The organism is Hydrogenophaga sp. L99, assembly GCF_058731905.1.
Genome location: NZ_CM178972.1, coordinates 2192844 through 2218983 on the forward strand (window position 1 = coordinate 2192844; position 26140 = coordinate 2218983).

Genomic DNA, 26140 nt, shown 5'->3' on the forward strand with positions numbered 1-26140 from the left:
GAACATTGCCCATGGAAAAGAAAGATCAATGGAACATTGGCTACTGGATCGTCGCCGGCCTGTTGCTGCTGACGCTGCAGAACTACTGGCAGGCGGCCAAGACCGTCGAGCCCGTGCCCTACAGCGAATTCGAGAAGGCGCTGGCCGAGGGGCGCGTCGCCGAAGTGCTGGTGTCGGACCGCACGGTCACCGGGCGCCTGAAATCGCCGGACAGCCGGGGCAAGACCACCATCGTGGCCACTCGCGTCGAACCCGACCTGGCCGAGCGGCTGTCCAAGTACGACGTGCCTTACGCGCGGGTGGTGGAAAGCACCTGGCTACGTGATGTGCTCTCCTGGATTCTGCCGGCGGTGGCCTTCTTCGGCGTCTGGTTCTTCCTGTTCCGCCGCTTCGCCGAGAAGCAGGGCATGGGCGGCTTCCTGAGCATCGGCAAGAGCCGTGCCAAGGTATTCATGGAGAAGAACACTGGCGTGACCTTTGCCGATGTCGCTGGTGTCGATGAGGCCAAGGCGGAGTTGGTTGAGATCGTCGATTTCCTCAAGAATCCGCAGGAGTATGGACGGCTCGGGGCGCGCATCCCGAAAGGTGTGTTGCTGGTTGGCCCGCCCGGCACGGGCAAGACCCTGCTGACCAAGGCCGTGGCGGGCGAGGCCGGGGTACCGTTCTTTTCCATCTCAGGCTCGGAGTTCGTCGAGATGTTCGTCGGCGTGGGTGCAGCGCGCGTGCGCGACCTGTTCGAGCAGGCCCGCGGGCAGGCGCCGGCCATCATCTTCATCGACGAGCTCGATGCGCTGGGCCGCGCGCGCGGCGTCGGCGGCCCCATCGGCGGCCACGACGAGCGCGAGCAGACCCTCAACCAGCTGCTCACGGAGATGGACGGCTTCGACAGCTCGGTCGGGCTGATCATCCTCGCCGCCACCAACCGCCCCGAAATCCTCGACCAGGCGCTGCTGCGCGCCGGTCGCTTCGACCGTCAGGTGCTGGTGGACCGGCCCGACAAGAAGGGACGGCTGGACATCCTGAAAGTCCACGTCAAGAAGGTGACGCTGGCTCAGGATATCGATCTCGAACAGGTGGCTGCGCTGACCACGGGCTTTTCGGGTGCAGACCTCGCGAACCTGGTCAACGAGGCCGCGCTGGCCGCGACCCGGCGCAAAGCGTCCGCCGTGGAGTTGCAGGATTTCACCGCCGCCATCGAGCGCATCGTGGCGGGCCTGGAGAAGAAGAACCGAGTGCTCAATCCCAAGGAGCGGGAAACCGTGGCCTATCACGAGATGGGGCATGCGCTGGTGGCGCTGGCGCTGCCCGGCACCGATCCGGTACACAAGATTTCAATCGTTCCGCGTGGCATCGGTGCACTCGGCTACACCCTGCAGCGGCCCACCGAAGACCGATTTCTGATGACACGTGCCGACCTGGAGCACAAGATCGCCGTGCTCCTGGGAGGGCGCGCGGCTGAGAAGCTCGTGTTTGGCGAGCTGTCCACAGGGGCTTCAGACGATCTCGCGCGGGCCACCGACATCGCCCGCGATATGATTACGCGCTTCGGCATGGATGAGGGCTTGGGGTACGTTGCTTTTGAGGCACAGAGGCCGCGTTTTCTTGATGCGCCTGAACTGGTACAGGGTGGCTGCCGGGTAGCCGAATCGACTCAGACACGCATCGACCAAGCCATCCGTGACATCGTGATGGGTGTGTTTGATCGTGCATACCGAATTCTCGAAATTAACCGAGAAGTGCTGGAGCGGTGCGCGCGCGAACTGCTCGCACGGGAAACGCTGGATGAATACAGCATCCGGCAACTGACGCAAGGGCTACAGCTCGAATCCCCATGTCACAGCGGCCCAACTGCCGGAGCCATTACTTCCTCTGTGTCCCAAGGAGCCCCCTCATGAGTGACAGCATTCATATCGTCTGCCCACACTGCCAATCCATCAATCGCGTGCCAGCCAACAAGTTGGCAGAGAAGCCCAATTGCGGGCGGTGCCAGCACCCGCTGTTCACCGGAGAACCCATTGATCTGACCACAGCGACCTTCGCCCGTCATCTGGAGCGCAGTGACCTGCCGCTGCTGGTTGACTTTTGGGCGCCGTGGTGTGGACCGTGCAAGATGATGGCGCCGCAGTTCGAGCAGGCAGCCTCCCTGCTTGAACCCAAGGTGAGGTTGGCCAAGGTAAATACCGAGGCCGAGCCTCACCTGGCCGCCCAGTTCGGTATTCGCAGCATTCCAACCCTGATTTTGTTCCGGGGGGGACATGAGGTTGCACGTCAGGCGGGCGCCATGGGCGCGCAGGACATTATGCGCTGGGTGGCTTCGCAATTGCCCCGGTGATTCAGGTGTGATCGAGTCGTCTTCTCGGACTCTCCGTTCCATTAACGTTTCATTGAAAGAGAGAGCGCAACGCTTATGAATAAAGAATCTGGCCACACGGCCCTTGACGAGATACGCTCCCAGTGGCGGTTGATGACGGTTTACGAGCGCTTCGAGCAGTTCGTTGCCATCACGCTTTCGGGCGTCATCGCGTTGGTAATTGTGATTTCGCTGATTCAGTTGATTCGGCTGGTGTTCACACTGCTCGTCATGGATGCGCTGAATCCACTGGATCATAAGGTTTTCCAGCTGGTGTTCGGTGCCACCATGACGCTGCTGATCGCCATGGAATTCAAGCATTCGATCGTCAAAGTGGCTCTGCGCAAGGAAAGCATCATCCAGGTCAAGACCGTCATTCTGATCGCGATCCTGGCACTGGCCCGCAAGTTCATCATCCTAGAACCCGACGTTGATCCTGCCAAAGTGGCCGCGCTGGCGGGGACGGTACTGGCCTTGGGTCTGACCTATTGGCTCATGCGTGAACGCGATGACCGCAAGAGCGAGTAATGGAGGCATGACCCCCTATGGTCTAGTCGGCCGACACGATGCCAGGTCGAGGCACCGCTGGCTCAATCGCTTTCAAACCGCGCTGCTGGTTTTGACCCTGGTGGGGATCGCAGCTGCCGCTGGCAGTCTGCTGTTCGGCGAGATTGGCCTTTGGCTGGCACTGGCAACATGCGCATTGACCCTGCTGATCGAACCTGTCGCCGCCTCCGCGATGACCTTGCGTCTGTATGGCGCCCGTCCCTTGCGCCCTGATGAAGCCCCCGCAATCTGGTCGTTGCTGCGAGCGCTCGCAGCTCGCGCAGGATTGCCGAACACGCCGGTTCCGTACTATGTGCCCAGCGACATCGTCAATGCCTTTGCCACCGGCTCCAGGCGCCTTGCCTCCATTGCCCTCACCGATGGCCTGCTCCGCAGCCTGAGTATGCGCGAACTGCAAGCCGTGCTGGCGCATGAAGTCGCGCACATCGCTCAAGAAGATCTTCGTGTCATGGGCTTGGCCGATTCGATCAGCCGGCTCACGAACCTGCTGGCGTTGTTGGGTCAGGTCGCGCTCCTGATCAGCATGCCAGCCTTGCTGGTCGGTGCAGCAGAAATTAACTGGATTGGCTTACTGTTGTTGGCCGCTTCGCCGCAACTTGCACTGCTCGCACAGTTGGGTCTGTCACGTGTGCGAGAGTTCGATGCCGACCGGATGGCAGTAGAGCTGACGGGAGATCCGCACGGGCTCGCCTCGGCGCTGGCGAAGATCGAGCGGGTGAGCCGCTCGTGGCGAGCCTGGTTGTTGCCCGGCTGGGGGAATCCCGAACCGTCCTGGTTGCGCACGCATCCGGCGACAGAGGATCGTATCGCGCGCCTGATGGCGTTGGCGCCTCAGCCATCGCAGGCCCTGCCGTACCAAACGGAATATCTCGCGCCAAGGTCGTTCGCCCCGATGCGCCCGCCACGCCGGGGCCTGAGCGGCCTTTGGCGCTAAATCACTCGAAAGGAACCCCCGCCATGGCTTACCACGATCCTTACCCACAACGCCCAGCTCCGGATCATTTCGTCCGGCGGTGGCTCTTCATCACTGCGTGCGTTGCCGCACTCATGCTGTTCTGGCAGTTCCTGCCCGCCATCGAGGCCTGGTTCAGCCCGCGCCAAGCCGCTGAGCGCACCGTCACGCCGCGTGGCGATCTGGCCGCTGACGAACAGGCCACCATCGAACTGTTCGAGAAATCCCGGGGATCGGTGGTCTACATCACGACGTCCCAACTGGTACGAGATGTCTGGACGCGCAACGTCTTTTCCGTGCCGCGCGGGACGGGTTCGGGTTTCATCTGGGATGACGCCGGTCATGTCGTTACCAACTTTCATGTGATTCAGGGGGCGTCGGAGGCCACGGTCAAACTGGCCGACGGCCGCGATTACCAAGCCGCGCTGGTCGGAGTGAGTCCGGCACACGATATCGCGGTGCTCAAAATCGGCGTCGGCTTCCAGCGCCCGCCCGCCGTTCCGGTCGGCACCAGCGCAGACCTCAAGGTGGGACAAAAGGTGTTCGCCATCGGCAACCCCTTCGGCCTGGATTGGACACTCACCAACGGCATCGTGTCCGCGCTAGATCGATCGCTGCCCGGAGAATCTGGCGGAGTGACCATCGAACACCTGATTCAAACCGATGCCGCTATCAACCCCGGCAACTCGGGTGGGCCGTTGCTCGATTCCGCCGGCCGTCTGATCGGCATCAACACAGCGATCTACAGCCCTTCCGGTGCATCGGCTGGGATTGGCTTCGCCGTACCGGTGGACACGGTCATGCGTGTGGTGCCACAACTTATCAAGACCGGCAAATACATCCGTCCGGCGCTTGGGATCGAGGTAGACGAGCAGCTCAACCGCCGATTGCAGGCACTGACCAGTACCCAAGGCGTGTTTGTGCTCCGTGTCGCCCCTGCCTCAGCGGCGCAAAAGGCGGGGCTGAGCGGTATCACCGTTGGCCCCGAAGGCATCGTGCCGGGAGACCGTATCACAGGCATAGACGGCGCTCCCGTCGACGATGTCGCCAAACTGCTCGCACGGCTTGACGACCAAAAGGTAGGAGATGTTGTGGTCTTGTCAGTCGAGCGGGCCGGTAAGCCACGGGAAGTGCGCGTGGAGTTGCAACCTGGCGCCTGATCTGGAGTTGATGACTTCTGGGGATCGGCAAAGAATAACGATGGGATGCATGAAGTATTCGCGCCGCAGAAACTCGATGCCCTACACTTTGGTGTCCAGTAAGGAAATTTCAGCCTCTCGTCGCGCGAAGAGTCCCGGCAGCACTTTGCCGCCACCATAGACCCATCGACGCAGCTCTGTTGCGGCTGCACTCCAGTCTCGTTGGTTGATCCGCCGTCGCAGCGTCGAGGTCTGCAGCCGCCCCGCCCCGAGGTTGAACGTGAAGTCCACGATGGTCGCGATCCGGCTCTCGGGCTCGGTGGCCAGCACAGGGCAGTAGCGCAGCGTCGCCGCCAGAGCCGTCTGCAGATCTCGCGCCAGATAGGCCTCGGCTTCTGCCTCCGTGATCGGCGGATGCTTCGGATCGCAGAAGTGGCCGTAACCAATCGTCCAGAAGCCTGCGGGGCAGATGTAGGGAATGGCAGTGATCTCGATTCCACGCTTCACCTTACGACAAGCGAAATCCTGGACGGCGAGGAGCGCAAACCGATCAACTTCACACTACCCCGGCATTCACTCGCCATACCTCATTGCCCCAGCTTCCGTCGCAGAGTATTATGTCATCAATTTGATGATGTAAACTGCCTAGAAATGAGCAATCGAACAACCAATTTCGGTCTAACCGTCATCTTCCGTGGGTGAGGATCACCTGACCATGCATCCCCAGCGCGTTGAGAGCTTGAGCCACGCCCAGCGCGAGCGGCTGGCCTACATCGACTTCCGGCTCTACTTCTTCGGTGAGATTGGCCGCCCCGACCTGATCGACCGTTTTGGCGTTGCTCCGGCAGGGGCGACACGCGATTTGGCGCTGTACCGGGAAATCGCGCCGCAGAACATCACCTTCGACGGCAGCAACAAGATCTACCTGTTGCCGCCGCCCGAAAACTGACCCACCCCAGGCCACTGTGCCGACTGAAAACTGACCCAGGTGTTTAACTTGCCTTGCTCAATTATTGGGCAGGGGGCAAAGAGGGTGATCACCATGGAAATGTTGGGAAGAATTCGTCGGATGTACCTGCGCGACAAGATGTCGTTGCATGAGATCGCCAAGCGCACGGGCCTGTCGCGCAACACGGTACGAAGCTGGCTGAGGACGCCAGAAGAGGTGAAGGAGCCGGTCTACAAACGCAAGCCGGGATTCAACAAGCTCGGTGCCTATGTGGCCGAGCTGGTGCTCTCGCTCAAGGCCGATGCTCAGCGGCCCAAGCAGGACCGGCGAACGGCGCGCGCGCTGTTTTCGCAAATCAAGGCCAGCGGCTATGAAGGTGGCTACACCCGCGTCACGGATTTCATTCGAGGCTGGCGTGCCGATGCAGGCAAGGGCGTCCAGGCGTTCGTGCCGCTGAGGTTTGAAATGGGCGAGGCGTTTCAGTTTGACTGGAGCGAAGAGGGGCTGGTGGTGGGCGGCATCTACCACCGCATGCAGGTTTCGCATATGAAGCTGTGTGCCAGCCGCGCGTTCTGGCTGGTGGCCTACCCCAGCCAGGGACACGAAATGCTGTTTGATGCTCATACGCGTTTGTTCGCGGCGCTGGGCGGCGTGGCCCGCCGGGGCATCTACGACAACATGAAGACGGCGGTGGACAAGGTTCAGCGGGGTAAAGGTGGACAAGGCGGTAAAGGCCGCGTCGTCAACGCCCGCTTTGCCGTGATGTGTGCGCATTACCTGTTTGACGCCGACTTCTGCAACGTCGCCAGCGGCTGGGAGAAAGGCGTGGTGGAGAAGAACGTGCAGGACAGCCGCAGGCGCATCTGGCTGGACGCGCAGCAGCGCAAGTTTGGCAGCTTTGCCGAACTCAACGCCTGGCTGGGCGAGCGCTGCCGCAGCCTGTGGGATGAGGTGCGCCACCCCGAGCACAAGGCGTTCAGCGTGGCCGAGATGCTGGAGCAGGAGCGTGCAGAACTCATGCCGATGCCGACGGCCTTTGATGGCTATGTGGAACGCTCGGCCAAGGTGTCGAGTACCTGCCTGGTGGCGGTGGCGCGCAACCGGTACTCGGTGCCGTGCGAGCTGGTCGGCCAGCGCGTGAGCACCCGGCTGTACCCGGGCCGGGTGGAGATCGCGAGCTGCGACGAGGTGATTGTGGCCCGGCATGAGCGGCTGCCCAACCGGGGCCATATCTGCTATGACTGGCAGCACTACATCACGCTGATCCAGCGCAAGCCCGGCGCGCTGAGAAACGGCGCGCCCTTTGCCGACATGCCGGCTCCCCTGCAGCGCCTGCGTCAGGGCCTGATGCGGGTTGAAGGCGGTGACAAGACCATGGCCCAGGTGCTCAACTGCGTATCCAGCCACGGGCTGGACGCTGTGCTGGTGGCGGTCGAATTGGTCATCGAGTCCGGCGCGCTCAGCACCGAGCACGTACTCAACGTTTTGGCGCGTCTGAACGCCGTGGAGCCGCCGCCCAATGTGCAGAGCACTCTGGAGCTCAAGGAGGCGCCGTTGGCCGACACCGGGCGCTACGACAGACTGCGCGGTGACGCCATGGAGGAAATCAGCCATGCGTGATGTCGCTGCCGAACTGAAAGAGCTGCGCCTGAACGGCATGGCTGAGGCCTGGGCAGAGCTGATGACGCAGGAGGGGCCGCCAAGCGATGTTGGCGTTCAAACGTCGCGCTGGTTGATCGAGCACCTGCTGAAGGCTGAGCATACGCAGCGGGCCTTTGCGTCGGTGCGCCACCAGATGAAGGCAGCGAAGTTCCCGTTGCATCGCGACCTCGCAGGCTTCGACTTTGAGGTCTCCAAGGTGGACCAAAAGCTGGTGCATCAACTGGCCACGATGGCGTTCACGGAGGCGGCACAAAACGCGGTGCTCATCGGCGGCCCGGGCACAGGAAAGACGCATCTGGCCACCGCCATTGGCGTGACCGGCATTGTGGCCAAGGGCAAGCGTGTGCGCTTCTATTCCACGGTTGATCTGGTCAATGAACTGGAGCGTGAAAAGCACGAGGGCAAGGCCGGGCGCATCGCACTGGCGCTGAAGCGTCTGGACCTAGTCATCCTGGACGAATTGGGGTACCTGCCCTTCAGCCAGGCGGGCGGTGCGTTGCTGTTCCATTTGCTCTCCAAGCTGTACGAGCACACCAGCGTGGTCATCACCACCAACCTGAGCTTCTCGGAATGGTCGGCGGTGTTCGGCGACGCCAAGATGACCACGGCGCTACTGGACCGGCTGACGCACCATTGCCACATCGTGGAGACCGGAAACGAGTCCTACCGCTTCAGGCACAGCACCCTGGAGGCCAAGTCACGCATCAAGGCCCGGGAGACCTCACGCAAAGGCCGCTCGACCACACCAGTACCCCCGGGGGCGGACGAGCCGTTATGAAAGGGCCAATCGCTACACTTATCCACAATTGCTGAAAGAAAATTCAGCAGTCCGCCCTGGGTCAATATTGGATCGGCAGGGTGGGTCAATATTCAATCGGCGCCAACAGTCGACCTCCACCCCATTGGGCAGTCGAGCGTGAAGCCGAACCTTGAGCGCAGCAGCGACAGGCACAGCACCGGGTGGTGCAAGTCGCAGCGGCACAAATGTATCGCCGCCGCCCATCGCTACAGTCGGCATGTTGGCCCGACCGGCCTTCATGTCCGTGCCCATGCGCTGGGTGATCCAGCGGCGCAGCAAGTTGGCGTTGATGCCGTATTGCAGCGCCATGCGCGCCACGGAAACGCCGGGCTGCATGCAGGACTGAACAAGCTCCGCTTTGGCAACTGGGTCGTATGCACAGCGCCCATCACGCTTTCGTCCGCTGACCAATCTGCTCTTCAACTCTGCACTGATCTCTGTCATAGGTGTCCACCTTGTTGTACGTGGACACGTAGCATCTCCGATCAGCCTTGCCTTTAAAAGACGGGGTTCATAGAGCGCTTACCAACGACCGCCACAGCCGAGGCGGCTCACGCTTCGTACACGAGCAGCTTCGCGTGGGCCAGACCATCGCTATCGGTGCGCCGCGCAACCACTTCCGGCTGGACGAGGCCGCGCCACGCAGCGTGCTGCTGGCCGGGGGCATTGGCATCACACCGGTCTACGCCATGCTGCGGCGCCTCGCAGCGCTCGGGCGCGAGGCGCAGCTCGTCTATTGCGCGCGAAGCCGCTCTGAGGCGGCCTTCCTGGCCGAGATCGAAGCGCTGGTTGAGACTCACGACTCCCGACTTTCTCTGAGATGTCATTTCGACAACGAGCAAGGTGGCCCACCTGACCTCGAACGCCTGCTCGCCGACCATCCGCCGGGCACCCACTTCTATTGCTGCGGCCCCGGCCCCATGCTCGATGCCTATGAACGCGCCTGCGAGCGCTTGGGCCAGCAGAACGTACACCTGGAACGCTTTGCCGCCACCCCGACGACCGCACCCGCGATTCCCGCCAGCGGCTACACCGTGGAACTGCGCAGAAGCGGCCGAACGGTCCAGGTGCCGCCCGGTGTGACCCTGCTCGACGCACTCATTGAGGCGGGCCTCAGCCCCGACCACAGCTGCCGCGAGGGCGTGTGTGGCGCCTGCGAGACCAAGGTCATCTCGGGCGATATCGATCACCGCGACCAACTGCTGTCCAAGCAGGAGCGCGCGGCCAACAAATCCATGATGATCTGCGTCTCTTCCTGCCGCTCGGGCTGCCTTGTACTTGATGCTTGACGTCAGTACTTCGGTCAGAGCCATCACTCAGTCGCGGCCGACAATGAACCGCTCCGGGAATGAACTGTCCCCCTAGTACTTGGACGGTCAGGCTTTTAAGCGGACTTCAACGTTATCCCAGGACAACCCCCGATTTTCGAAAACCTGAGCTCACTATTGCTCAACGGGTTTGTCTTGGAAACGCATGGAAAAATCCACGGCCTTGACATCCTTGATCAGCGCTCCGACAGAGATTCGGTCCACACCCGTTTCGGCGTACGTCCGAAGGTTTTCAAAGATGACTCCGCCAGATATCTCTAGACTGCATCGCCCTTTGGACAACTTCACAGATGCTCTGATGTCTCCGAGAGACATATTGTCCAGCAACACCATCTTTACGCCAGCGTCGAGGGCCTCCTCCAGTTGCCGAAGGGTTTCGACTTCTACTTGAATGAACGAGACAAGAGACTCGACCTTAAGCGCAGCATTGAACGCAGCAGTCAGTCCTCCAGCCGCAGCGATGTGATTCTCTTTAATCAAAATCGAATCGAACAGCCCCATGCGGTGGTTCATTCCGCCTCCGCATCGCACTGCATATTTTTGTGCCGTCCGCAATCCAGGTATCGTTTTTCTGGTGTCCAGAATGCTCGCGGCAGTACCCTCCACCGCTTTGACATACTGAGCCGTTTTGGTCGCAACCGCACTGAGTGTTTGCAGCCAGTTCAAACATGTTCGCTCAGCGGTCAGTAACTCTCGAGCCAGGCCTTGGATCTCAACGACTTTTTGACCAGGTTCACACCGTTCACCGTCATTGAGAAACCAGTGAATCTGGGCTGCAGGAGCGGATTGACGAAACACCTCGTCGACCCAGAGACGACCACAGATGACGGCTGATTCCCTGCAGATGATGGTGGCAACTGCCCTACGATCCGCTGGGATGAGCGCCGCTGTCAAGTCTCCCGTGCCCACATCCTCTTCTAGTGTGCGTTGGACATCCGCGTGGACTTGTTCGTCAAAGGTCTTCATGTGAAAAAGTGTTGGATATGTTTTAGGTTTGCTCAGGAGCAGACTCGTTGCTCCTGATGTTACGACGCAGAACCACAGGCTTCCCGCCAAGTGAGCGTTTGCACATCCAGTGCGCCAAGGCTGAGTCGAGGTAGTCCGCATGACCAGGAAACCAGGTGGCCAGCTCGCTACCCAGTCGGCGGCACACAGCCACGTTGCCGCTGGCCAGTTGTTGCCCGACCTCATAGATGCTTTTCAACACGGCGGCGTGTTCGTTGATGTGACACTCGCTGGCAGGAAAGTCGGTTTCGCGCATCCAGCGGTTTTCCATCTCGAAATGGTCTTCACAGTGCCGGGCAAGCGTGTTGAGTACGCCCTCCAGGTCGGCTTCTTCTGCCCGTTGAAGCGCCGCCACGCATTCGACGAACTCCCGGTGTACCAAATCCATGGGTTTAAACCCAAGAAGGTAGCCATCATCCCAACTGATTGCTGAATTCATTGGTCACGTTACTCATAAAAATAAAACAGTTCATCCCTGCTCCAAGTGGTCAGATGCGGTTACTTGGTGATGAGCAACACGGAGAGCACGGTCAGCAGCCCCAGCAGCAGACGCCGAAACACGGCTTCACTGAGCCGATGACGAAGCAATCTTCCCGTTCGAAGGCCGACGAACATGGGAATCAGGGCTAGGCAGGAAAGAGCGACTTCCTCCCAACCAAAGCGGCCGTACCACATCATAGTCCCATACATGGGAACAGAGCCCAGAAGGTAGATGATACTGATGGACCTGATGAACTCGTCTTTATGCAGTTTGAGTGCCAAAAGATAGGCAATGAGAATGGGGCCGGTCAATGTCGAGACGCCGGCCATTACGCCTGCGACCCCGCCAACCAGAGGCCCCATCCACCGCTCCTGATCGGGATTCACCCGAAAAGTTGCTCCAATGGCCATCATCCCTACGGCGACCATCACCACGACTGCCAGCAGAACATTGAAGCCCTGCACTGACAGGTTCCTCGTCAAATGGATAGCGGCAAGTGTCGCGACGAACTGGCAGACCATCAAGCCACCAAAACGCCGCATTCCTTCATTCAGCCTCTTGCCTTCAACAGCCTGCCACAGGTTCGAAAGCAGGACCGGCATGACGAGCAGCCCCATAGCCTTTGGTGCCGGGAGAAGAAGCGACAACAAGGGAAGCACCACAAGCGGCAGCCCCACTCCCAGTGTTCCCTTGACAAGTCCCCCCAGCACGATGGCGCCAGAACAGGCGAGCCACAGTGCTACGAGGGGCATACCAGCCCCATCGGCATACATTACTCAGCTTTGAGTTCGGCGTACTTGCCTGCTTTTGCCATCGCTTGATTCTCTTGCTCGATGACTTTCCGGTAGGCATCACCACCAGCACCGATAGGTTCGATGCCGGCTCCCTGGAACTTCTCGATGACATCTGGCAGTTTCACAATTTGTGCGATCTCATCAGCCACCCGTTTGGAGATCATAGGTGGAGTCCCCGTTCGTGCCAGCACGCCAACGGAGACTGAAAAGTCAAACCCCGGGACGGTTTCTGCAATCGAAGGAATATCGGGAACCGAAGCCGAACGCTTGGGTGCGTTACTGGCCAGAACGATGACCTGATCGTTCTTTACAAAACCCAACATGGAAGGCAAAGCGGCAAACAGGAAGTCGACTTGTCCGCCTACTAGGGCGGGCGCCGACTGACCCGATCCACGAAATGGAACGTGGACCATGGAAAGTCCGAGCTCCGACTTCAAAGCCTCCATCGTAAGGTGATGCGTGCTTCCAATCCCCGAAGACCCATAGGTAAACGCTCCGGGCTCCTTCTGGGCGCGAGCCACAAACTCCTGAAAGGTCTTGATTCCCGATTTGGGGTGCGCCACCAAGAACAATGGCGAGCGGGCAATCAGCGACACAGCCTGCAGATCCTGTCCGACAGCGTACTTGGCCGCCTTGTTGATCTGTGGGGTAATCGAAAGCATGGAGCCATCGGACACGATGAAGCTGTAACCGTCAGCCGGCAGCCTAGTGAGTGTTTGTATCGCCACGACGCCGTTGCCCCCGGGCTTGTTTTCCACCACAAAGCCCTGCTTCATCCGCTCCGATAGCTTTTGCGCGATGACCCGCGCCACGGTGTCAGGCAAGCCGCCAGGAGCATAGGGCACGATGAACTTGACCGGGCGGTTGGGGAAGTCACTCGTCTGCGCTTGCGAAAGACTGGACGCAAGGATGGTCGTCACAGCCAAGGCAGCAAAAAAACGTCGTTTCATGGATTGTCTCCGTTGGTAGGGTTGAAGCGGATCAGCAAGCACTTCTGCCTTGCCCCCGGAAAGAGCATGTGCGACAGTGCTTGTTTTTTTCTTAGCTAACTAAGATAATCAATTTTTCCCTCTTGTTTGACCTTTGTCAAGAGTGGATACCACCATGTTTTCTAAGCAAGATCACAGACCATGACTACAGACGAGACAATGCGCCCCCTCTTGGTGACCCACAAGGAGTTCATCGCTACAGACACCGTTCTTTTCGAACTGAAATCCCCTGACTCTTTGCCTCTGGCCCGCTTCACGGCGGGAGCGCACATTGCTGTACGGGTTCCCAATGGGGCGATGCGCCACTACTCTCTGTGCAGTAACCCCGATGAGGCAGACCACTATCAGCTCGCGGTCAAACGAGAAGCGGACGGCCGGGGGGGATCGCAGAGTCTGGTCGATGAGGTGAACGTGGGGGATACGCTCATGGCCGGCACCCCAAGCAATTTGTTCGGGCTGAGCGACAAGGCGAAGAGTTTCATCCTCGTAGCGGGCGGCATAGGCATTACGCCGATGCGCGCCATGATCCATTCACTGCGAGCGGAAGGCTTGCGCAGTTTCAAGCTCTACTACCTGACTCGCACACCTGAGTCAGCCGCCTTTCTGAACGAGCTGCGCTCGCCTGAACTTGCCAGCAGTGTGGTTGTCCATCACACCCACGGCGATCCCGCAAAGACATTCGACTTGTGGTCCGTTTTCGAGAAACCTCAGGCGGGTGTGCATGTCTACTGCTGTGGCCCCAAGCGTTTGATGGATGAGGTCAAGGACATGACTGGGCACTGGCCCAGCAGTGCGGTGCATTTCGAGAGCTTCGGTGCGGATACGAAACCCCACGCAGACGACAAACCATTCGAGGTCGAGTTGGCCAAAGCTGGCAAGACGCTACTGGTACTGGCCAACCGCAGTATCCTGGACGCGTTACGAGACCATGGCATCAGGGTGCCGAGTTCGTGTGAGAGCGGAACATGCGGCTCATGCAAAGTCCGGTTGCTCAAGGGTGAGGCGGATCACCGAGATCTGGCATTGCTCCCGGAAGAGCAGGAAGATCACATCATGGTTTGCGTCTCCAGAGCGAAGTCCGACACGCTTGTCCTCGACCTGTGATGGCAACGATGCAACCGATCAAGCTTGGCGTCCTAGGACTTGGACGCGCATTTACGTTGATGATTCCAACCCTCAGCAAAGACCCCCGCATCGATCTGGTCGCTTGCTTCGATACCAATGCAGGTGCTTCAGCGGCTTTTTCGAAAGCGTTCGGTGGTGTCGCGCACACCTCTGCAGACGCACTCTGCGCTGACCCGAACGTCGAATGGATCTATGTCGCAACGCCTCACCAGTTGCACGAAGAACATGTACGTCTTGCTGCCAAGCATGGGAAACACGCGCTCGTCGAAAAGCCCATGGCGTTGTCGCTTTCGGAATGCGAGCGCATGCGGGAGACCTGCGAACAAGCAGGCACACAGCTGATCGTGGGTCACAGCCACAGTTTCAATGCCCCAGTGTTGCGCGCGCGCTCAATCATTGAGTCGGGGCGGTTTGGTCGTGTCCGCATGATTCAAGCCATGAACTTCACCGACTTCCTCTACCGGCCAAGACGTCCGGAAGAACTGGATACAACGAAAGGGGGTGGTGTTGTCTTCAGCCAGGCGGCACACCAGATCGATATCGTTCGATTGCTTGCCGGAGGAGAGGTCGCTTCCGTCTACGCTAGAACCGGGGGGTGGGACCGGCAGCGCCCCACCGAGGGAGCGTACACCGCCATTCTGAACTTTCGTTCCGGCGCCTTTGCCAGCGTGACCTACAACGGGTACGGTTTCTTTGACACCGACCCGTGGATGGGCGGCGTCGGCGAGATGGGGTGGCCAAAGAACACCGACACCCACCGACTCACCCGAGAAAAGTACCTGAGTACACAAGACGAAATTGCCGAAGCCCGTCGGAAAGCCAACCGGAATTTTGGTGGACCGGACTACGTACCAGATCTTAGAGGCGCACCTACCGCCTTTCAACACTTCGGGCCTGTCATCGCCTGCTGCGAACAGGCAGACCTCCGTTTGACGCCCTATGGCGTAGAAATTCACGACGTCCATGGCGTACACCTTGATGCGCTGCCACCGCAGGCGGTTCAACGTTCAGAGGTCGTGGACGAAATGTGGTCAGTGGCCAGGGAAGGTGCAGCGCCTACCCATTCTGGCGCCTGGTCCATGGCAACGATGGAAGTGTGTCTGGCGATCCTCGAATCGAGCAAGAAAGGAGGCGCTATCATTTTGGAGCACCAAGCCGCAGTACCCGCCATTCGGCGTTGACGCTCCCAATGACCAGCAAATCCATAGAAACACAAAGCCTTCTTCATCACTGGCGAGAATCGGTCCCCAACGATCGTCTCGCCCATCTAGTCCGTGATGTTGCGCGGGCTCAGATGCGTGCGCTTCAGTATCGTCTATCACCCTTCGGCGTGTCATTTGGACACTGGACGTTCCTCCGAATCCTTTGGATTCGCGACGGACTGACCCAGAAGGAGCTGAGCGATCTGGCGGGCGTGATGGAGCCGACGACCTTCTCGGCCGTGAAAGCCATGGAGCGAATGGGTTTCATTGAACGCAGGCACCTTCCCGGCAACAAGAAGAACATGCACGTTTACTTGACCGATGCTGGGCGCTCACTTGAACATGTACTTGTGCCCTTGGCGGAAGAGGTCAACGAGATCAGTGCCGATGGACTTCCCGATCGCACGCTTTCTTTGGTGAGGAATGCGTTGGTGAGGATGATTGAAAACTTGGCACATGAAGAAGAAACCCGCGCCACTCTAGTGGGCGACGCGGGCGACTGAAGCGCAGTAGGTCACCAATCTTCGGTTGCTTGCATGGGCAAGAGCGCCTCAGATGCTGTAACTCTCGTAGGTAGACGGGTGAAAGAGCTCATCCAAACCCACTTTTCTGCACGACAAGCCTTGCGCATGGTGGTGATGCAAGAACGCTTCAATCGTCTTTCGATTGGGCTCCACCCCGTATGACCAGAAGTCGTTTCCAAGCGTTTCACGTGCCGCCTTGAGCTGTTCTTCCACAAACGGCAGCGTTACCTTGGTGGCAGAGGTATCCGCCAGGAGCTCCAAGGCCTTCGCCTTGGATTCACCAAAGGCCTTGAAAACGGCTGCCGGCAACCAGCGGTTCTGCTCTGCGAGCTCTTTGCGAATGCCCACCACGTGCATGATGGGAAAGATGCCTGTCCGCCGGTAGTAGTCCTTTGCCACCGTAGTCGGATCATCGAACAGCCAAGCCACATTTGGGTTACTCAACGCCGCTCCGCTGGGTGGTCGTGGTGCGATAAAAGCATCGATCTCACCTTTGTCGAGCAGGTCGGAGATGGTATGCCCTGCCGGAGCGGCCTCAATGGTCACGCCCGGAGGAAGATCCAGTTTGATCTTCTCCGGACGTCCGGGCGTGTCGATTCCGCCTCTGACCCAGGTCACGTCCTCGGGATTCACGCCATAGTCGTCCTGCAAGATCGACCGTGCCCAAACCACCGCAGTCAGTTGATACTCCGGCACGCCAATACGGCAGCCCTTGAGGTCTTCAGGCTTTTTGATGCGGTCCTTCCGAACATAGATAGAGGTATGCCGGAAGGCGCGTGACAGAAAAACCGGCACGGCGATATAAGGGCTCTCGCCTTTGGCGTGCTTGACCAGGTAGCTGGAAAAGGAGAGCTCGGTAATGTCGAAATCCCGGCTCCGCATGGCCCGAAAAAACATCTCCTCGGGATTCAGCAACATGTACACCGGGTCGCATCCATCGATCTGGACACGCCCGTCGTACAGAGCACGGTTTCGGTCGTAGTCGCCCATGGCGACCGATATGTGCAGCTTTGACATCAAGCGTTCGCCCCCTCTGTCACCACGTAGGAGCGATCCATCTCTGGACTGTCCTGACCTTCAAGCCATACGTAGCTCACTTCATGGGTACGCCAGTCGACTGTCTTGGGAATGACGCCCTGGAACGAACACACTTCTTTCGGGATGCGCTTCTCTCCGGTTCCGATGGCCTCGCCTGTCGCCTGGAAAGCTTGAACAGCGTCCACCATCTGTTTGCGAAACTCGACGATGGCCATGTCGCTGGCACCCAGCCGGTCGTGGCTTCGATCGGCGATTTTCCCCATGGTGATCCACATGGCCATATCCTGATTCGGAATGCCGGAGATGCCCGTGAAGTTTCCGCTCTTCATCGCCTGACGGTCTTGCCAGTAGCGATTTTCGTAGTTGCGCAGCGGACGGTATTGCTCATCCAGGTCCACCCCCACGGTCTGGCCCAGGAACTTGCGCCAGGTCGCCGTCTCCGGGGTCTGCGACGGATGACCCCAACCAATGAAGTAGAAGCAGGTATTGGTGTCATCCACCGGCACATTCACGTTCGCCACGTTGTACAAGTTGTTGGGCGGGATCAGCACCGTCCATGGCGCAACGAAAACCGTCGTACGCACATAGTCGTGCGTCTGCGCGTTGAAGATCGGCCGTCGCACCGCAGCGTAACGGAATCCGAAGCTGGCGCGCTGCACTTGCATCCGCGGCGCTTTGTCGGTCGAGGGGCGCAACCAGTTTTTGTCCGTGGCTTTGGCACCATCGACACGCGCAGGGACCATGTCCGAGCTGTGCAGACTCGAGCTGTGGGCAGAGTCAATCGCACCTTCAAGGATCTGAGCCCAGTTCACAGGAATGATCACCTTGGCAACGCTCACACGCGTGTCCGCCGTGGGCGCCCAACGGGGAGGCTCGAACTCCGGCATGGTCTCAGCCGCCCCCATGTAGGCCCAGACGAAACCACCCCACTCCTTGGTCGGATAGGCCTTGTGCTTGACCTTCTCCAGCATGCCACTGGCCTCGGGCTCGGAAGACATTTCCGTTACGTTGCCGCTCACATCCATCTTCCATCCGTGATAGAGACAGCGAAGACCACCCTCTTCGTTGCGGCCAAACACGAGCGATGCCCTGCGGTGAGGACAGTATTCATCCATCACACCAACTTCGCCGTCCGTGTTTCGGAAAACCACGAGATCTTCTCCGAGGATGCGGGCTTTGACGGGTGTCCCATCTGGCTCGGAGACCTCTTCGATTAGACAGATAGGAACCCAATGCCGGCGCATCAGTTGCCCCATGGGTGCACCGTTTTCAACACGGCACAGCAGATCGTTTTCTTCATGCGTAATCATGGAAATCTCCTGTAAGGATGGGAAAGTGCAAGGAGGCACTGCGTTGAAGTATACTTCGATATCTAAGTATTTTTTCAAGGGTTATCCCTTACCACTGCCTCTGCCAGTCTCTTTGTCTCAGCAACCACCTAGGGCGAAGGCCCTCTACAGCATGAGAAAGCTTCCTTACAAATTCAGTTCGCTCGCGTTTGCGTTCTACATGGCAACCATCATTGCCTTCATGATGTGTCTGCTCCTAACGGCCATCAACACCGGAGTTGACACCCAGTTCATTCAACGGGTACTGAGTACCTACGTAATCGCCATGCCAGTGGCCTTCGCATGCGTCGTCTTGGTACGTCCGCTGGTCCTCTATCTCGTCTCAAAGACCGTGGCCACGAACGCAGGTGACACATGAAATGACTTCGGCATCATCTGAGCACTGTCCAATTCAGACGCGGTCACGATCAGAAAGGACAGCCATCAACCGTGATGACTGCGCATTCAGTCCCGTTGTAGTGCGCTCAGCTTGGCCCAAGGACGCCAAGAACGCGAACTTCCGCGAGGCTACTGCGTACTCAAACCAGACGTGTTTGATGTAGTCCTCTGGTGGGCCACATCACTGTCGGAGCAACAGGCATTTGAGAAAAAATGAAAACATTCAGGGAAAACAATGGAACTGAGGCACCTTCGGTGCTTCTTGGCGGTCGCTCAGGAACTGCATTTCGCCAGAGCCGCCGAGAAGCTTCACATTGAGCAATCGCCACTTTCGAGAGCGATCAAGGAACTGGAAGGAGAGCTGGGTGTCCGCCTCTTCGACCGCAACACGCGCAGCACGCGTCTGACCCGTGCGGGTCAGGTCTTCATGGATCACGTGCCGCGCGTGTTCGTAGCGCTGACCCAGGCGCGCGACAGTGTTCGGGCCGTGTCGGCCGGGTATCAAGGGCAGCTACGCATCGCCTTGTCCGAAGGCATCTCGCAGGCCCGCTTCACAGCATTGCTATCGTGTTGCCGTGAGGAAGAACCAGATACGGAGATCCGGCTTTACGAGGTTCCGCTGTCACAGCAGATCAGAGGCCTCGAAGCCGACTTGTACGACGCCGGGTTCTCCCACTCATCGGAAGTTGGTGAAACACTCCTTGCCATACCAGTGTGGAACGATCCGATGGTCGTGGCCGTGCCTGCGCGCCACCCCTTGTTGGCTCACAAGACGCTGCCTCTGGATGAAGTGCTGCGCTATCCGCTGGTGCTTTGCGACCCCGAGGTGTGCGAGGGCTGCAGCCGCCAGATGGCACGCGTGCTGCGCGCAACGGATCGCGAACCCATCGTAGCCGAGAAGGTCACCAGCCAAGAGCTGATGGTGACCCTGGTAGCAGCAGGCTACGGTCTGGGCTTCTCGACCGAGGCTCATGTTTCGACCTGCGGCCATCCGGAGATCGTCACAAGGCCGCTGGCTGGCCGCACACCGATGTTGACCACCTACCTGATCCACCGCATCGGCACCCCGTCTGAGACCTTGCGACGTTTCGTGGAAAGAGCCCGTGTCGCTGCGCCCGGTCGGGCGACTGACGACGCGTTGGACAGATTGCCAGGGAGTAGCACATGAGAAAGCTTCAAAACTTGACCGCAACCTTGGTGGTCGCCGCCGCAGCTTTGCTGCTGTCGGCCTGCGGCAAGCCGCAGCCCACCGATTCGCTGGAATCGTTGATGGCCGATCCAGAACGGTTGAAGCTGCTGCGAGAGCAGTGCAAGACCGAGCGCACCAAGCTGGGCGACGAACTTTGCGACCGCGTGGCCGAGGCCACGAAACGGCGATTTTTCGGGGACGGCAAGGTGCCGTACAACCCACCTAAGGAATCGCCCAAGTTCTGAACTTGCGCTCGTCGCCACACTCGGTGACGCGTATTTCGTGCATAGGCGCTGTACTACTTGCAGCGCGGCAAGGGGCCCTGACACGCGGCGGCACGCTGCCACTTGCATTCTTGCAGGCCGAGCTGCGAGCCTGCCGATTTCGGACTTTGACCCACCGATAGCCAGCCTTGATCCTCATGCGTGCGACACAGCTTCGTGCCGCGCGAACGGCCCCGTATGGCGGGCCACTGGATCGGAGGTCAAGGTGCAGGCTCAAGGCGCAAGCCACCAGGGGGTTCTCTACGGTCAAATCGCGGCGGTGCTGGGCGTCGTCGTGGTGGGCGTGTGGGGAGCGACCCAGTGGACCGCTGCGGCGCTGGGCCATCAGGCACGCCTGGGCACTCCGTGGTTCGAGGTCTTCGGCTCGCCGGTCTACCACCCCTGGCGTCTGTTCGAATGGTGGTTCTTCTTCGACGCCTACGCACCCGATGTCTTCGACGTGGGCGGCGCGATAGCAGGCGGCAGCGGCCTGGCCTCAGTGGGCGTAGCGGTGGGCATGTCGGTCTGGCGCTCGCGGCAGTCGCGGCTGGTCACCACCTACGGAACCGCTCGCTGGGCCACAGCAGATGACGTGCGGCATGCGGGCCTGCAACGCCCCAGCGGGGTGTTCCTTGGACAACATGGCTCGCAGTACCTGCGCCACGACGGGCCCGAACACGTGCTGGCATTCGCGCCCACACGTTCGGGCAAGGGCGTCGGCCTGGTGGTGCCCACGCTGCTGTCCTGGCCCGGCTCGGCCGTGGTCCACGACATCAAGGGCGAGAACTGGCAGTTGACGGCCGGATGGCGCTCGCGTGTTGCCGCCGCCCGAAAACTGACCCACCCCAGGCCACTGTGCCGACTGAAAACTGACCCAGGTGTTTAACTTGCCTTGCTCAATTATTGGGCAGGGGGCAAAGAGGGTGATCACCATGGAAATGTTGGGAAGAATTCGTCGGATGTACCTGCGCGACAAGATGTCGTTGCATGAGATCGCCAAGCGCACGGGCCTGTCGCGCAACACGGTACGAAGCTGGCTGAGGACGCCAGAAGAGGTGAAGGAGCCGGTCTACAAACGCAAGCCGGGATTCAACAAGCTCGGTGCCTATGTGGCCGAGCTGGTGCTCTCGCTCAAGGCCGATGCTCAGCGGCCCAAGCAGGACCGGCGAACGGCGCGCGCGCTGTTTTCGCAAATCAAGGCCAGCGGCTATGAAGGTGGCTACACCCGCGTCACGGATTTCATTCGAGGCTGGCGTGCCGATGCAGGCAAGGGCGTCCAGGCGTTCGTGCCGCTGAGGTTTGAAATGGGCGAGGCGTTTCAGTTTGACTGGAGCGAAGAGGGGCTGGTGGTGGGCGGCATCTACCACCGCATGCAGGTGTCACACATGAAGCTGTGTGCCAGCCGTGCTTTCTGGTTGGTGGCCTACCCCAGCCAGGGGCACGAGATGCTGTTTGATGCCCATACGCGTTCGTTCGCGGCGCTGGGCGGCGTGGCCCGCCGGGGCATTTACGACAACATGAAGACAGCGGTGGACAAGGTCCAGCGAGGCAAAGGTGGACAAGGTGGTAAAGGCCGTGTCATCAACGCCCGCTTTGCCGTGATGTGTGCGCATTACCTGTTTGACGCCGACTTCTGCAACGTCGCCAGCGGCTGGGAGAAAGGCGTGGTGGAGAAGAACGTGCAGGACAGCCGCAGGCGCATCTGGCTGGACGCGCAGCAGCGCAAGTTTGGCAGCTTTGCCGAACTCAACGCCTGGCTGGGCGAGCGCTGCCGCAGCCTGTGGGATGAGGTGCGCCACCCCGAGCACAAGGCGTTCAGCGTGGCCGAGATGCTGGAGCAGGAGCGTGCAGAACTCATGCCGATGCCGACGGCCTTTGATGGCTATGTGGAACGCTCGGCCAAGGTGTCGAGTACCTGCCTGGTGGCGGTGGCGCGCAACCGGTACTCGGTGCCGTGCGAGCTGGTCGGCCAGCGCGTGAGCACCCGGCTGTACCCGGGCCGGGTGGAGATCGCGAGCTGCGACGAGGTGATTGTGGCCCGGCATGAGCGGCTGCCCAACCGGGGCCATATCTGCTATGACTGGCAGCACTACATCACGCTGATCCAGCGCAAGCCCGGCGCGCTGAGAAACGGCGCGCCCTTTGCCGACATGCCGGCTCCCCTGCAGCGCCTGCGTCAGGGCCTGATGCGGGTTGAAGGCGGTGACAAGACCATGGCCCAGGTGCTCAACTGCGTATCCAGCCACGGGCTGGACGCTGTGCTGGTGGCGGTCGAATTGGTCATCGAGTCCGGCGCGCTCAGCACCGAGCACGTACTCAACGTTTTGGCGCGTCTGAACGCCGTGGAGCCGCCGCCCAATGTGCAGAGCACTCTGGAGCTCAAGGAGGCGCCGTTGGCCGACACCGGGCGCTACGACAGACTGCGCGGTGACGCCATGGAGGAAATCAGCCATGCGTGATGTCGCTGCCGAACTGAAAGAGCTGCGCCTGAACGGCATGGCTGAGGCCTGGGCAGAGCTGATGACGCAGGAGGGGCCGCCAAGCGATGTTGGCGTTCAAACGTCGCGCTGGTTGATCGAGCACCTGCTGAAGGCTGAGCATACGCAGCGGGCCTTTGCGTCGGTGCGCCACCAGATGAAGGCAGCGAAGTTCCCGTTGCATCGCGACCTCGCAGGCTTCGACTTTGAGGTCTCCAAGGTGGACCAAAAGCTGGTGCATCAACTGGCCACGATGGCGTTCACGGAGGCGGCACAAAACGCGGTGCTCATCGGCGGCCCGGGCACAGGAAAGACGCATCTGGCCACCGCCATTGGCGTGACCGGCATTGTGGCCAAGGGCAAGCGTGTGCGCTTCTATTCCACGGTTGATCTGGTCAATGAACTGGAGCGTGAAAAGCACGAGGGCAAGGCCGGGCGCATCGCACTGGCGCTGAAGCGTCTGGACCTAGTCATCCTGGACGAATTGGGGTACCTGCCCTTCAGCCAGGCGGGCGGTGCGTTGCTGTTCCATTTGCTCTCCAAGCTGTACGAGCACACCAGCGTGGTCATCACCACCAACCTGAGCTTCTCGGAATGGTCGGCGGTGTTCGGCGACGCCAAGATGACCACGGCGCTACTGGACCGGCTGACGCACCATTGCCACATCGTGGAGACCGGAAACGAGTCCTACCGCTTCAGGCACAGCACCCTGGAGGCCAAGTCACGCATCAAGGCCCGGGAGACCTCACGCAAAGGCCGCTCGACCACACCAGTACCCCCGGGGGCGGACGAGCCGTTATGAAAGGGCCAATCGCTACACTTATCCACAATTGCTGAAAGAAAATTCAGCAGTCCGCCCTGGGTCAATATTGGATCGGCAGGGTGGGTCAATATTCAATCGGCGCCAACAGACATCGTCGTGGTCTACAAGATCGACCGCCTGACGCGCAGCTTGGCCGACTTCTCCAAGATGGTCGAAGTGTTCGAGCGCCACGAGGTGTCCTTCGTGTCAGTCACCCAGCAGTTCAATACCACCACCTCGATGGGTCGGCTGATGCTCAACGTCCTGCTGTCCTTTGCCCAGTTTGAGCGCGAGGTCACTGGCGAGCGCATCCGCGACAAGATCGCCGCCGCCAAACGCAAGGGGATGTGGATGGGCGGTGTCCCGCCCCTGGGCTACGACGTCGACAACCGCCTCCTGGTCATCAACGAGGCGGAGGCGGCTGTGGTGCGCCGTATCTTCGAGGAGATGCTGACCATCGGCTCTCCGACCCAGATCGCCGTCAATCTCACCGCCGACGGCATCACAACCAAGGCCTGGACGACGCAGGAGGGCCAGACCCGCAACGGCACGCGCATCGACAAAAAGTACCTGCACAAGCTGCTGCGCAACCGCATCTACCTGGGCGAGTTGTCGCACAAGGGGAACTGGTACCCCGGCGCTCACCTGCCGATCATCGACCGGGAACTGTGGGACAAGGTTCACGCGGTGCTGGCCAGGGATGGGCACGCCCGGTCGGTGGAAACCAAGATCCGGTCGCGCACCGACGCCTTGCTGCGTGGCCTGCTGTACGCCCCCTCGGGCGAACGGATGTACCCAACCTACTCACGCAAGAACGGGCGCAAGTACCACTACTACGTGTCCAAGTCGGAAAGCCGGTTCGGGGCACCGGGCAAGAGCTACGAACGCCTGCCTGCACCGGAGATTGAGGCGGCAGTGGTGGCCCAAATCCGCACGGTGCTGACCAGCCCAGAATCCATCGCATCGGTGGTGCGCCACATCCAGCGCAACGGCGGACAGGTCGATGAAGCCACCACGGTGATGGCGATGGGACGGCTCAACGACGTGTGGGATCAGTTGTTCCCGGTCGAGCGCCATCGCATCGCCAACCTGATGATCGAGCGCATCGACCTCGTCCACGTCGGCGAGGTGCAGGGTATCAAGGTGAAGTGGCGGGAACTGGGGTGGGACGCCCTGATCGGTGAATTCGCCCCGAGAGGGATCGGCGCAGAACTGGTGGAGGTCGAGGCCTGATGGACGACACACTGGAAACCTTCGTGCCACTGACATTCCGCCGCCGGGGCGCGCGGCGCGTGGCCGCCGATGACCGCCACGTCCACGATGTGACGCTGTTGGAGGGGGTGGCACGCGGTTTCTACTGGCAGCACCTCGTGGACACCGGCGAGATGAAGAGTGGCTCGGAGATCGCCCGGGCCGAAGGCTTACACCCCTCGGTCACCAACGAACTGATGCGCCTGAGCCTGCTCGCGCCCGACATCCTCGAACTGCTGATGACCGGACGGCAGCCGCGCCGGATGAACCTGATCTGGTTCCAGCGCAACCCGCTGCCGGTGGATTGGGAGGCGCAACGCCAGATCGTGAAGCGCTTTGAGGAGGACGCATGAGCAAGAAGCACCGGGGCCGGTTCAAGGGTGATCCGGTCACTTATCAACTACCGAGCCCGGCTGGCGGCGTACAACTGGAAACCTTCGTACCCTGGACACTGGTGAAGCGGGGCTTGAAGAAGCAGGTCATCACGCCCTTGGACGCACCACAGGAATTCCTCTCCGAGGCCACCCGGGAGCGGGAAGCCCGGTCGGCCGCGCAGGACACCGCGTTGATGCGGGCGCTCGGACTGGCGCACCACTGGCAACGCCTGCTGGATGAGCAGCGGGCGGCATCAGTAGCCGAGATCGCCGAGGCCGAAGGCATGGACGTGACGCAGGTACGCCGGGTCATGCGGCTGACGCTCCTGGCCCCGGATGTCGTGGAACGGCTGGCGGGTTCGCCTGACGCCGTGCTGGAGAAGGTTATGCGCCGCCCCTGGCCCAACGGCTGGGGCGACCAGATGCGCGTGCTCGTGCCACCCGGGTGAGCGCGTCGCGCTCAGCGCCAGCAACCGCCTACGGGCGGTTTTTTGTGGCCGCTCGGGATTCGGTCGCCACCGCTACAGGAGTTGCCAACCACAACCGACCGCATCTAAACCCGCGCCAGCAAAGGAAGTGGCCTCGAGAACGCTCGCGTGACCACCAGAGAAAACGGAGAACAGAGAGGCGTCAGCGGGGGCGAAAACGCCGACTTCGCAGGGGTGGCGCTCGCGAGACCAAGCCCGGGAGCCGCGCCAACGCTGGGGGAACGGGCAAAAAAAATCCCAACCGATGAGGGTTGGGATTTTGGGTATTGGTGGAGCTGGGGGGATTTGAACCCCCGTCCGCAAGCCTTCTTCGAGCAGTTCTACATGTGTAGCCATCTGGTTTGAGTCTCACATTTTGTATCGCACAGTGGCACGCTATACAAAACGCCAGCAACCTATTGTCTTGCCATGCGCTAAGTTACCCAACGCACGACCAGCCTATTAAATTATCTTTGCAGCCTGGACTCTCGCGGCTTGCGCCGTCTGAACCCTTGCCCAGCCCATAGGCCTGCTGTTGCAAAGCTCACCGGCAATTAAGCGGCGAGTGCGAAACGTTCGTCGTTTGCAGTTAGTTTTTTTCTGCGGTTTAACGAGGTGACAGAACCTCGACATGCCCTGCTGCGCGTCCGAACCCACGTCGAAACCAGTGCAGCCCCTGAACGTTC

General features: G+C 60.3%; 27 protein-coding genes, 1 other RNA gene and 2 pseudogenes. 21 read left to right on the top strand and 9 right to left on the bottom strand.

The features are described from left to right. The first annotated feature begins 11 nt into the window (after nucleotides 1-11). The 5 genes from ftsH (at nucleotide 12) to AC4QBL_RS10500 (ending at nucleotide 5029) form a co-directional block, all read left to right on the top strand. Nucleotides 12-1895, top strand: coding sequence for an ATP-dependent zinc metalloprotease FtsH (gene ftsH / locus AC4QBL_RS10480; RefSeq protein ID WP_009238722.1), 1884 nt, complete (start codon nucleotides 12-14; stop codon nucleotides 1893-1895). After that, nucleotides 1892-2332, top strand: coding sequence for a thioredoxin TrxC (trxC, locus tag AC4QBL_RS10485; RefSeq protein ID WP_009238721.1), 441 nt, complete (start codon nucleotides 1892-1894; stop codon nucleotides 2330-2332). Before ftsH ends, trxC begins: the two co-directional genes overlap by 4 nt. Before the next feature lie 75 nt (nucleotides 2333-2407). Then, complete coding sequence (locus AC4QBL_RS10490; protein ID WP_009238720.1) at nucleotides 2408-2878, top strand: phosphate-starvation-inducible PsiE family protein; 471 nt, start codon at nucleotides 2408-2410, stop codon at nucleotides 2876-2878. A 7-nt stretch (nucleotides 2879-2885) separates the two neighbouring features. Next, complete coding sequence (locus AC4QBL_RS10495; RefSeq protein WP_009238719.1) at nucleotides 2886-3851, top strand: zinc metalloprotease HtpX; 966 nt, start codon at nucleotides 2886-2888, stop codon at nucleotides 3849-3851. A gap of 23 nt (nucleotides 3852-3874) precedes the next feature. Beyond that, nucleotides 3875-5029: a S1C family serine protease gene (locus AC4QBL_RS10500; protein WP_472908352.1), complete on the top strand. Its 1155-nt coding sequence runs from the start codon at nucleotides 3875-3877 to the stop codon at nucleotides 5027-5029. Nucleotides 5030-5110: 81 nt separating this feature from the next. Here AC4QBL_RS10500 and AC4QBL_RS10505 read toward each other — a convergent pair whose 3' ends face one another. After that, nucleotides 5111-5515: a lysozyme gene (locus AC4QBL_RS10505; protein WP_009238717.1), complete on the bottom strand. Its 405-nt coding sequence runs from the start codon at nucleotides 5513-5515 to the stop codon at nucleotides 5111-5113. 208 nt (nucleotides 5516-5723) lie between these two features. On the opposite strand from AC4QBL_RS10505, the gene AC4QBL_RS10510 reads away from it, so the two are divergent. The 3 genes from AC4QBL_RS10510 (at nucleotide 5724) to istB (AC4QBL_RS10520) (ending at nucleotide 8397) form a co-directional block, all read left to right on the top strand. Then, nucleotides 5724-5957, top strand: coding sequence for a BrxR family helix-turn-helix transcriptional regulator (locus AC4QBL_RS10510; RefSeq protein WP_472908353.1), 234 nt, complete (start codon nucleotides 5724-5726; stop codon nucleotides 5955-5957). Between the two features lie 93 nt (nucleotides 5958-6050). Continuing rightward, nucleotides 6051-7577, top strand: a complete 1527-nt coding sequence (gene istA, locus AC4QBL_RS10515) for an IS21 family transposase (protein WP_472906857.1) — start codon at nucleotides 6051-6053, stop codon at nucleotides 7575-7577. Beyond that, complete coding sequence (gene istB / locus AC4QBL_RS10520) at nucleotides 7570-8397, top strand: IS21-like element helper ATPase IstB (protein ID WP_472902295.1); 828 nt, start codon at nucleotides 7570-7572, stop codon at nucleotides 8395-8397. The genes istA (AC4QBL_RS10515) and istB (AC4QBL_RS10520) overlap by 8 nt, the downstream gene beginning before the upstream one ends. Before the next feature lie 18 nt (nucleotides 8398-8415). Here istB (AC4QBL_RS10520) and AC4QBL_RS10525 read toward each other — a convergent pair whose 3' ends face one another. Further along, nucleotides 8416-8862: a transposase gene (locus tag AC4QBL_RS10525; protein ID WP_492131583.1), complete on the bottom strand. Its 447-nt coding sequence runs from the start codon at nucleotides 8860-8862 to the stop codon at nucleotides 8416-8418. Nucleotides 8863-8996: 134 nt separating this feature from the next. Between AC4QBL_RS10525 and AC4QBL_RS10530 the strand changes: the two genes are divergently transcribed. Next, the gene (locus AC4QBL_RS10530; RefSeq protein ID WP_333710628.1) at nucleotides 8997-9707 is read left to right on the top strand and encodes a PDR/VanB family oxidoreductase; all 711 of its coding nucleotides are present in this window, start codon (nucleotides 8997-8999) and stop codon (nucleotides 9705-9707) included. A 153-nt stretch (nucleotides 9708-9860) separates the two neighbouring features. Here AC4QBL_RS10530 and nadC read toward each other — a convergent pair whose 3' ends face one another. The 4 genes from nadC to AC4QBL_RS10550 are packed head-to-tail and all read right to left on the bottom strand — an operon-like array spanning nucleotide 9861 to nucleotide 12976. Further along, nucleotides 9861-10712, bottom strand: coding sequence for a carboxylating nicotinate-nucleotide diphosphorylase (gene nadC / locus AC4QBL_RS10535; RefSeq protein WP_472908414.1), 852 nt, complete (start codon nucleotides 10710-10712; stop codon nucleotides 9861-9863). A 22-nt stretch (nucleotides 10713-10734) separates the two neighbouring features. Then, entirely contained in the window at nucleotides 10735-11190 is a 456-nt protein-coding gene (locus AC4QBL_RS10540) for a bacteriohemerythrin (RefSeq protein ID WP_472908415.1), read from the bottom strand. Nucleotides 11191-11249: 59 nt separating this feature from the next. Then, the gene (locus AC4QBL_RS10545; protein ID WP_472908416.1) at nucleotides 11250-11984 is read right to left on the bottom strand and encodes a TSUP family transporter; all 735 of its coding nucleotides are present in this window, start codon (nucleotides 11982-11984) and stop codon (nucleotides 11250-11252) included. 20 nt (nucleotides 11985-12004) lie between these two features. Then, entirely contained in the window at nucleotides 12005-12976 is a 972-nt protein-coding gene (locus AC4QBL_RS10550) for a Bug family tripartite tricarboxylate transporter substrate binding protein (protein ID WP_472908417.1), read from the bottom strand. 180 nt (nucleotides 12977-13156) lie between these two features. Here AC4QBL_RS10550 and AC4QBL_RS10555 point away from each other — a divergent pair, with 180 nt between their 5' ends. Genes AC4QBL_RS10555 through AC4QBL_RS10565 form a run of 3 tightly spaced genes read left to right on the top strand, consistent with a single transcriptional unit; the run spans nucleotide 13157 to nucleotide 15845 of the window. After that, entirely contained in the window at nucleotides 13157-14119 is a 963-nt protein-coding gene (locus AC4QBL_RS10555; protein WP_105749405.1) for a PDR/VanB family oxidoreductase, read from the top strand. Then, nucleotides 14119-15321 carry a Gfo/Idh/MocA family protein gene (locus AC4QBL_RS10560; protein ID WP_056277453.1) on the top strand — a complete coding sequence of 401 codons (1203 nt, stop codon included), beginning with the start codon at nucleotides 14119-14121 and terminating at the stop codon, nucleotides 15319-15321. Before AC4QBL_RS10555 ends, AC4QBL_RS10560 begins: the two co-directional genes overlap by 1 nt. Nucleotides 15322-15329: 8 nt before the next feature. Beyond that, nucleotides 15330-15845: a MarR family winged helix-turn-helix transcriptional regulator gene (locus AC4QBL_RS10565; RefSeq protein WP_056277456.1), complete on the top strand. Its 516-nt coding sequence runs from the start codon at nucleotides 15330-15332 to the stop codon at nucleotides 15843-15845. Between the two features lie 48 nt (nucleotides 15846-15893). Here the strand turns inward: AC4QBL_RS10565 and AC4QBL_RS10570 are convergent, their stop codons facing one another. Next, entirely contained in the window at nucleotides 15894-16883 is a 990-nt protein-coding gene (locus AC4QBL_RS10570) for a substrate-binding domain-containing protein (protein ID WP_056277459.1), read from the bottom strand. Next, a complete protein-coding gene (locus tag AC4QBL_RS10575) occupies nucleotides 16883-18214 on the bottom strand; it encodes a Rieske 2Fe-2S domain-containing protein (RefSeq protein ID WP_056277461.1) in 1332 nt (443 codons plus the stop codon). The genes AC4QBL_RS10570 and AC4QBL_RS10575 overlap by 1 nt, the downstream gene beginning before the upstream one ends. Nucleotides 18215-18437: 223 nt before the next feature. Between AC4QBL_RS10575 and AC4QBL_RS10580 the strand changes: the two genes are divergently transcribed. The 9 genes and pseudogenes from AC4QBL_RS10580 to AC4QBL_RS10620 all read left to right on the top strand — a co-directional run bounded on the left by AC4QBL_RS10580 (nucleotide 18438) and on the right by AC4QBL_RS10620 (nucleotide 25436). Continuing rightward, nucleotides 18438-18611 carry a DUF2798 domain-containing protein gene (locus AC4QBL_RS10580; RefSeq protein ID WP_492131659.1) on the top strand — a complete coding sequence of 58 codons (174 nt, stop codon included), beginning with the start codon at nucleotides 18438-18440 and terminating at the stop codon, nucleotides 18609-18611. 255 nt (nucleotides 18612-18866) lie between these two features. After that, nucleotides 18867-19799, top strand: coding sequence for a LysR family transcriptional regulator (locus AC4QBL_RS10585; RefSeq protein WP_234265497.1), 933 nt, complete (start codon nucleotides 18867-18869; stop codon nucleotides 19797-19799). Further along, nucleotides 19796-20065 (top strand): EexN family lipoprotein, encoded by a 270-nt coding sequence (locus AC4QBL_RS10590; protein ID WP_056277470.1) that lies wholly within the window; start codon nucleotides 19796-19798, stop codon nucleotides 20063-20065. The genes AC4QBL_RS10585 and AC4QBL_RS10590 overlap by 4 nt, the downstream gene beginning before the upstream one ends. Nucleotides 20066-20309: 244 nt before the next feature. Continuing rightward, nucleotides 20310-20900: pseudogene (locus AC4QBL_RS10595) on the top strand (type IV secretory system conjugative DNA transfer family protein); the annotation flags it as partial. Between the two features lie 115 nt (nucleotides 20901-21015). Continuing rightward, complete coding sequence (istA, locus tag AC4QBL_RS10600) at nucleotides 21016-22542, top strand: IS21 family transposase (protein ID WP_492131584.1); 1527 nt, start codon at nucleotides 21016-21018, stop codon at nucleotides 22540-22542. Continuing rightward, a complete protein-coding gene (gene istB, locus AC4QBL_RS10605; RefSeq protein WP_472902295.1) occupies nucleotides 22535-23362 on the top strand; it encodes an IS21-like element helper ATPase IstB in 828 nt (275 codons plus the stop codon). The genes istA (AC4QBL_RS10600) and istB (AC4QBL_RS10605) overlap by 8 nt, the downstream gene beginning before the upstream one ends. Before the next feature lie 105 nt (nucleotides 23363-23467). Further along, nucleotides 23468-24595, top strand: a pseudogene (locus AC4QBL_RS10610) (recombinase family protein); the annotation flags it as partial. Continuing rightward, nucleotides 24595-24966, top strand: a complete 372-nt coding sequence (locus tag AC4QBL_RS10615; protein WP_301753278.1) for a site-specific recombinase resolvase — start codon at nucleotides 24595-24597, stop codon at nucleotides 24964-24966. The pseudogene AC4QBL_RS10610 and the gene AC4QBL_RS10615, both read left to right, overlap by 1 nt. Further along, nucleotides 24963-25436, top strand: a complete 474-nt coding sequence (locus AC4QBL_RS10620) for a hypothetical protein (RefSeq protein WP_472906858.1) — start codon at nucleotides 24963-24965, stop codon at nucleotides 25434-25436. The genes AC4QBL_RS10615 and AC4QBL_RS10620 overlap by 4 nt, the downstream gene beginning before the upstream one ends. A 306-nt stretch (nucleotides 25437-25742) precedes the next feature. Here the strand turns inward: AC4QBL_RS10620 and ssrA are convergent. Further along, nucleotides 25743-26131, bottom strand: a transfer-messenger RNA (tmRNA) gene (gene ssrA, locus AC4QBL_RS10625). Nucleotides 26132-26140 lie beyond the last annotated feature (9 nt).